This is a genomic window from Micromonospora sp. RV43, assembly GCF_001029515.1.
Classification (GTDB): domain Bacteria; phylum Actinomycetota; class Actinomycetes; order Mycobacteriales; family Micromonosporaceae; genus Micromonospora; species Micromonospora aurantiaca.
Map to the genome: position 1 here is coordinate 20552 of NZ_LEKG01000096.1, position 7028 is coordinate 27579.

Here is a 7028-nt window from a genome sequence, read left to right on the forward strand (position 1 = left end):
GCGGGGATCCACCTCCGCTGAAGGGTGCGCCGATGACCTCCGACGACCTGCTGGCCCGGCACCGGGCCGTGCTCCCCTCCTGGATGCCGCTCTACTATGCCGAACCGCTGGAACTCGTCGCCGGTTCCGGCCGCCGGGTCACCGACGCGGCCGGCCGGACCTATCTGGACTTCTTCGGCGGGGTGCTGACCACGATGGTCGGCCACGACATCCCGGAGATCCGGGAGGCGGTCGAGCGACAGCTGCGGACCGGGCTCGTGCACACCTCGACGCTCTACCTGATCCGGCAGCAGGTCGAGCTGGCCGAGAAGATCGCCCGGCTCTCCGGCATCCCGGACGCCCGCGTGTTCTTCACCAACTCCGGCACCGAGGCGAACGAGGCCGCGCTGCTGGTCGCCACGAACCACCGGCGCTCGCACCAGATCCTCGCGGTGCGCAACAGCTACCACGGCCGGTCGTACGCGACGATGGGCGTCACCGGCAACCGCGGCTGGTCGGCCAGCGCCCTCAACCCGTTGCAGGTGGCCTGGCTGCACTCCGGTGAACGGCTGCGCGGACTGCTGGCCCGGCTCGACGCCGCCGACCGGGTCGACGCGGCGGTCGAGGACCTGCGCGAGGTGCTCGCCACCCAGACCGCGGGCGACGTGGCCTGCCTGATCGCCGAGCCGGTGCAGGGTGTCGGTGGCTTCGTGCACGGACCGGACGGGCTCTTCGCCGCCTGGAAGAAGGTGCTCGACGAGCACGGCATCCTGCTGATCAGCGACGAGGTGCAGACCGGGTGGGGGCGTACCGGCGAGCACTTCTGGGGCTACCAGGCGCACGGCGTGACGCCGGACCTGCTCACGTTCGCCAAGGGCATCGGCAACGGGTTCGCGCTCGCCGGGGTGGTCGGCCGGGCCGAGGTGCTGGAGTCGGTGCCGGCGATCAGCTTCTCCACGTTCGGCGGCAACCCGGTCTCCACCGCCGCCGGCAACGCGGTGCTCGACTACCTGCTCGACCACGACCTGCAGGGCAACGCCGCCCGGGTCGGCGCGATCCTGGGCGACGGCCTGCGCGCCGCCGTCGCCGGGCTGGAGCAGGTCGCCGAGGTACGCGGCAAGGGCCTGATGCTCGCCGTCGAGTTCGTCCACCCGGGCACCGTCGAGCCGGACGCGGAGCTGACCACCCGCGTCTTCGAGGCGTGCCGGGCCGGCGGCCTGCTCGTGGGCAAGGGCGGCCTGTACGGCAACGTGATCCGGATGGGCCCGCCGCTGACGCTCACCGAGGACGAGGCCCGGGAGGGCCTGACGATCATGGTCGACGCGATCCGCGCCTCGATCGAGGCGTGAGCGTCAACCCGGCCGGCGCCGTCCCGCCCGTCCGGACCTGAGCAGCCGCAGCAGACCCGCCCCGGCCAGGTACGCCACCAGCGCCGGGGCGGGCAGGCCCAGCGGCTCCGGCGCCGTCTTGGGCGCGAGGCTGTTCAGCAGCAGGCCGAGCAGCACGCCCGCGTACCCGGCGACGGCCAGACCGGCGCGCAGCCGCCGGCCACCCGCCCCGGCCGGCCCGGTCGCGGCCGGGCGGCGGGTGCGGGCCTCGACCGGACCGAAGACGGCGACCAGCACGGCCAGCACCGCGGCCAGCGCGAGCAGCCACGGTACGCGCCACGCCCACCAGGCCGCCGAACCGACCGGGGGAGCAGGCAGCACGCCGAGCGCGTCCAACAGGCCGACGAGCAGCACCGCGGCGGTCAGGTGCCAGAGGAACAGCGTGAGCACCACGGCGTTGACCGCGAGCACCGCCTGCCAGGGGCCGGACCGGCGCAGCCAGCGCCCGGCCGGGCGTCGCAGCAGCAGGATGAGGCCGAGCTGGGCGGCGGCCGCGGCCATCAGCGCCAGGCTCGGCGGTGCCGCGTTGTCCAGCCGCTCGCCCGGTACGTGGAGCATCGCCACCGGGTACGGCCCGGCCACCGTGAGCAGCACCAGCGCGACCAGGCCGCCGCCCAGCAGGACCGCGCCGGCCCGGCCGGACAGCGGCAGCCCGCGGCGGAACAGGCCCCGAGGTCCGGCTTCACCAGCATCGGCCGCGTCGGCGCCGGCCGCGTCGCCGGTGCGGCGGGCGTCCGCCCGGGCGGCGTCGTACCAGGCGAAACCGACCTGATGGACGGCCAGCCAGCCGAACAGGTAGTTGCCGTCGGCGAGCGCGGCCGGGCCGAGGAGCCGGCCGAGGTCGCCGAGCGCGACCAGCACCACGAGCGCCGTCGGCACGGCGAGCCCGAACCGGCGGTGCAGCGCGTACATCGGCGGGGTCAGCGCCACCACCGCGACGTAGGCGACCAGGAACCACAGCGGGATGGTGGCGAACCAGACCACTGTGCGCACCTGCCCCGCGTCGGCGCCGCGCAGCGTGGCGATCCCCGCGCCCGCTGACAGGACCAGCAGCAACACGGTGGTGGGGCGGACCAGCCGGGCGCTGCGGTCCACCAGCCACCCGGCTGCCGACCCGCCCCGGCGCCGGCGGGCGGCCAGCGAGGCGGCGTTGGCGTAGCCGCCGACCAGGAAGAACACCGGCATCACCTGGGCCACCCAGGTCAGCGGCCAGGCCCAGCGCAGGTCGGCCAGCGCGGAGTGGCCGGCGGGGCGGCCGTTGTCGTACCCGATGGCTGTGACACCCCAGTGGCCGAGCACGACCATGGTGATGGCCAGCGCCCGGAGCAGGTCGATGTAGCGCTCCCGCCCCGGCGGCGTGCGTTGCGCGAGCTGCCGCAGGCGGCGCATGGGCTCAGGCTAGGCCAGCCGGGCCCGACCGGTACGGATAACGGATCGGTCGAGAGGTCTTGTGGTCCCCGTCGCACTGTCGTAGAAATTCTTCATTGGAAATGCGTCTTGTGAAGACAAGCGACAGGGTGCTCACCGCGCGTACCCGGACCGAGGAGATGCGATGAACAGGCGTGAGATCCTACGGCGCAGCGCCGCCGCCGGTCTGCTGGCCACCCCCGCCGCCGGGCTGCTCGCCGGCTGCGCCACGTCGGGTGGGGGCGACGAGGGCGACAAGGGCGCGTACAAGGGCACCAAGAGCGAGCAGAACCCGCTCGGCGTGGCCGAGGACGCCCCGCTGGAGGTGGTGATCTTCAACGGCGGGTTCGGGGAGGACTACGCCAAGGCCCACGAGGCCATGTACAAGGAGCGCTACCCGAAGGCGGAGATCAAGCACTCGGCCACCGCGGAGATCAGCAAGACGCTCCAGCCCCGCTTCGTCGACGGCAGCCCGCCGGACGTGGTCAACAACTCCGGCGCCGGTCAGATCGACTTCAACGGCCTGGTCTCCCAGAACGCGCTCGCCGACCTGGGCGAGCTGCTCGCCGCGCCGAGCCTCGACACGCCCGGCAAGACGGTCAAGGACACGCTGCTGCCCGGCACCGTCGAGGTCGGCTCCTACGACGGCCGGTTCCTGGTGCTCAACTACACCTACACGGTGTACGGCATCTGGCACTCCACCAAGCTGTTCGCCGACCGCGGCTGGGAGGACGCCAAGACCTGGGACGACCACATCGCGCTCTGCCGCCGGATCAAGGCCGCGGGCATCGCCCCCTGGACGTACGCCGGTGTGCACCCCCGCTACATGAGCTGGCCGCTGATCTCCACCGCGATCAAGCTCGGCGGCCCGTCCGTGGCGCTGGCGATCGACAACCTGGAGCCGAACGCCTGGAAGTCGGACGCCATGAAGACCGCCGCCGACGCCTGGCACCAGATCGTCAAGGACAAGTTCATCCTCGACGGCTCCCCGGGCCTGGACCACAAGCAGTCGCAGACCGCCTGGTGCCAGGGCAAGGCCGCGTTCATCTCCTGCGGCTCCTGGCTGGAGAGCGAGCAGAAGGACGTCACGCCGGCCGGCTTCAACATGACGGTCGCGCCGACGCCGAGCCTGGGCAGCGGCGACAAGCTGCCGTACGAGGCGATCCGCGGCACCGCGGGCGAGCCGTTCATGGTGCCGGCGAAGGCGCGCAACGTCGCCGGCGGCCTGGAGTACTTCCGCACCATGCTGTCCCGCAAGGGCGCCCAGGACTTCACCAAGAAGGTCGCCAGCCTGCCCGTGGTCGCCGGCGCCACCGAGGGCATCGACCTGCCGTACGGGCTCAGCACCGTGGTCAAGGCGCTCGACGCGTCCGGGTCCAACGGCTTCAACTGGGTCTACAACAACTACTACCGCAAGCTGGAGCGCAACCTGGTCGACGCGGCCTGCGGCGAGTTCTTCAGCGGCCGGATCTCCCCGGCCGAGTTCCTCGACCAGTGCCAGAAGGGCGCCGACTCGATCGCCCAGGACAACTCGGTCAAGAAGTACAAGCGGTCCGCGTGATGCGACAGGGCCGCCTCCCCCTGATCCTCACGTTCCTGCTGCCACCACTGGCGTTGTACGGCATCTTCGTGCTGTCGCCGTACCTCCAGGCTTTTCAGATCTCCACCACCGACTGGATGGGCTACTCCGCGCAGGCCGACCCGGTCGGCATGGCGAACTTCCGCACGCTGCTGCACGACGGGTACGTGTGGAACGCGTTGAAGAACAACGCGATCCTGCTCGCCGTGGTGCCGGTGGTGACGATCGGGCTGGGCCTGTTCTTCGCCAGCATGCTCACCATGGGCGGCCGCAAGGGCCGGGCCGGTGTGACCGGGGTGCGCGGCACCTCGGTCTACCGGCTCGTCTACTTCTTCCCCCAGGTGCTCTCGGTGGTGATCATCGCGCTGCTCTGGAAGGAGATCTACAGTCCGACGAGTGGCCTGCTCAACGGCGCCCTGCGCGCCGTCGGGCTGGCCACCCCGGCCTGGCTCGGCGACCCGCGCTTCGCGTTCTGGTGCGTGCTGGCGGTGATGGTGTGGAGCAACGTCGGCTTCTACGTGGTGCTCTTCGGCGCCGCCATGCAGGCCATCCCGCGTGACATCTACGAGGCGGTGCTGCTCGACGGCGCGTCCCGCACCACGATGCTGCGGAAGATCACCATTCCGCTGCTCTGGGACACCATCCAGGTGGCCTGGATCTACCTCGCCATCGCCGCGCTGGACGGCTTCATCCTGGTCCAGCTCATGACCAACGGCGGACCGAACTTCTCCTCCGACGTGATCGGGCTGCGGATGTACGACACGTCGTTCGGCAGCGAGAACAAGTTCGGGTACGCCTCGGCGATCGGCGTGGCGATGTTCTTCCTGACCCTCTCGGTGGCGGTGCTGGCGCTGCGCACCGCCCGGCGCGATCGGATCGAGTACTCGTGACCACAGTGGACCCCGGTGCGGCGACCGGCGCCACGACCGCCGGCACGACCCGCCCGGACGACGCGACCCACCCGGCCGGCGCGGGCCGATCCGCCGACCGGCCGCCGCGCCGCGAGCTGGGCGTGGCGAACGTCTTCTCGCACGGCTTCCTGCTGCTCTGGGCGGCGATGACCGTCCTGCCGCTGGCCTGGATGGTGCTCAGCTCGCTGAAGAGCAACGGCGAGATCATCGCCGAGCCGTGGGGGCTGCCCGAGGCGCTGCGGTTCGACAACTGGTCGCGCGCCTGGACCAGCGCCCACATCGGCCGGTTCTTCTTCAACAGCCTGGTCGTGGTGGCCGGCTCGCTGAGCCTGACCATGCTGCTCGGCGCCACCGCCGCGTACGTCTTCGCGCGGTACGAGTTCCGCGGCCGGCAGGTCGTCTACTACCTGTTCGTCGGCGGCATGATGTTCCCGGTCTTCCTGGCGCTGGTGCCGCTGTTCTTCGTGGTCCGCAGCGTCGGTCTGCTCGGCACCTGGCCGGGCCTGATCCTGGTCTACACCGCGTACTCGCTGCCGTTCACCGTGTTCTTCCTGACCGCGTTCTTCCGGACGCTGCCGACGTCGGTGGCGGAGGCCGCGCTGATCGACGGGTGTGGGCACTTCCGGCTGTTCTTCCGGGTGATGCTGCCGATGGCGAGACCGGGACTGATCAGTGTCGGGATCTTCAACTTCCTCAGCCACTGGAACCAGTTCCTGCTGCCGCAGGTGCTCCTGCCCGGCGACGGCCAGGACCGGATGCTCGCTCAGGGGCTGAGTTCGCTCGCGGTGAGCCAGGGCTACGCCGGTGACTACGCCCAGTTGTTCGCCGGCCTGACCATCGCGGTGCTGCCGGTGCTCGTGGTGTACGTGGCGTTCCAGCGCCAGGTCCAGTCCGGACTGACCGCCGGGCAGCTCAAGTGAGGTGGTTGCCACAGGCAACGGGACAGTGGGGAAGATCGAGCTGACCTAGGGTGGGCCGGCACGCTCATCTACCGACAGGAATCTCATGTTCTTCCTCCTCTACACGCTGTTGCTGCTGCTCGGTGGCATCGCGATGATCGCCGTCGGTGTGGCGGTCAAGGAACAGGGGACCGGCTCCCGGATCCTCAACGTGGTGATCGGCCTGGCCTTCTTCGGGTACGGCTTCTATCTGCTGTTCCTCTTCGACGGCGACAGCTACCGGATCTTCTTCTACGTCTTCGTGCTGCCGATCCTGCTGATCGTGCGCGCGGTGAAGGCACGCAAGGAAGCGCGCGAGCAGGCCGCGGCGCAGCAGTTCGCGGGCGGCCAGCAGTTCGCGGGCGGCCAGCAGTACCCGGGCGGACCGTCGTTCCCGGGTGGTCAGCAGCACCCGGGCGGGCAGCAGCAGTTCGCGGGCGCGCCGCAGTACCCGGGTGGGCAGCAGCAGCCCGGCATGTACCCGGGGGCGGGGCACGGTCAGCCCGGCCCGGCGTTCCCGCCTGCCCAGGGCCAGCACGCCCCGGGTCAGCCCGCACCGTACGGCGCCGCGCCGCAGGGGCACCCGGGTCAGCCCGCCCCGCAGGGCTGGCACCAGGCTCAGCCGGGTTCGCAGGACCGATACTGATCAGCCGGAGCGCCCCGGCTCACGCCGAGAACTGCCGGAAGCCGCGAGTGGAACGTCATGGGTGTCAAACCGCCGTTTTGACACCCATGGCGTTCCACCCAACAGCGGCCGCCGCAGCGCGGCGGCCAGCGCGGCAGGGCCAGCGCGGCGGGGCGGCCAGCAGGGCGGGTCAGGTGGGCG

General features: G+C 71.3%; 6 protein-coding genes. 5 read left to right on the top strand and 1 reads right to left on the bottom strand.

The window, feature by feature from the left end:
- Window positions 1-32: 32 nt before the first annotated feature.
- Entirely contained in the window at window positions 33-1328 is a 1296-nt protein-coding gene (locus ABD52_RS22285; protein WP_013475958.1) for an aspartate aminotransferase family protein, read from the top strand.
- A gap of 3 nt (window positions 1329-1331) precedes the next feature.
- Here the strand turns inward: ABD52_RS22285 and ABD52_RS22290 are convergent, their stop codons facing one another.
- Window positions 1332-2756, bottom strand: coding sequence for an acyltransferase (locus ABD52_RS22290; protein ID WP_047893102.1), 1425 nt, complete (start codon window positions 2754-2756; stop codon window positions 1332-1334).
- A gap of 163 nt (window positions 2757-2919) precedes the next feature.
- Here ABD52_RS22290 and ngcE point away from each other — a divergent pair, with 163 nt between their 5' ends.
- The 4 genes from ngcE (at window position 2920) to ABD52_RS22310 (ending at window position 6848) form a co-directional block, all read left to right on the top strand.
- Entirely contained in the window at window positions 2920-4335 is a 1416-nt protein-coding gene (gene ngcE / locus ABD52_RS22295) for an N-acetylglucosamine/diacetylchitobiose ABC transporter substrate-binding protein (protein WP_013287345.1), read from the top strand.
- Entirely contained in the window at window positions 4335-5243 is a 909-nt protein-coding gene (locus ABD52_RS22300; protein WP_013287344.1) for a carbohydrate ABC transporter permease, read from the top strand. The genes ngcE and ABD52_RS22300 overlap by 1 nt, the downstream gene beginning before the upstream one ends.
- The gene (locus tag ABD52_RS22305; protein WP_013287343.1) at window positions 5240-6184 is read left to right on the top strand and encodes a carbohydrate ABC transporter permease; all 945 of its coding nucleotides are present in this window, start codon (window positions 5240-5242) and stop codon (window positions 6182-6184) included. The genes ABD52_RS22300 and ABD52_RS22305 overlap by 4 nt, the downstream gene beginning before the upstream one ends.
- An 85-nt stretch (window positions 6185-6269) precedes the next feature.
- The gene (locus tag ABD52_RS22310) at window positions 6270-6848 is read left to right on the top strand and encodes a hypothetical protein (protein WP_047893103.1); all 579 of its coding nucleotides are present in this window, start codon (window positions 6270-6272) and stop codon (window positions 6846-6848) included.
- Window positions 6849-7028 lie beyond the last annotated feature (180 nt).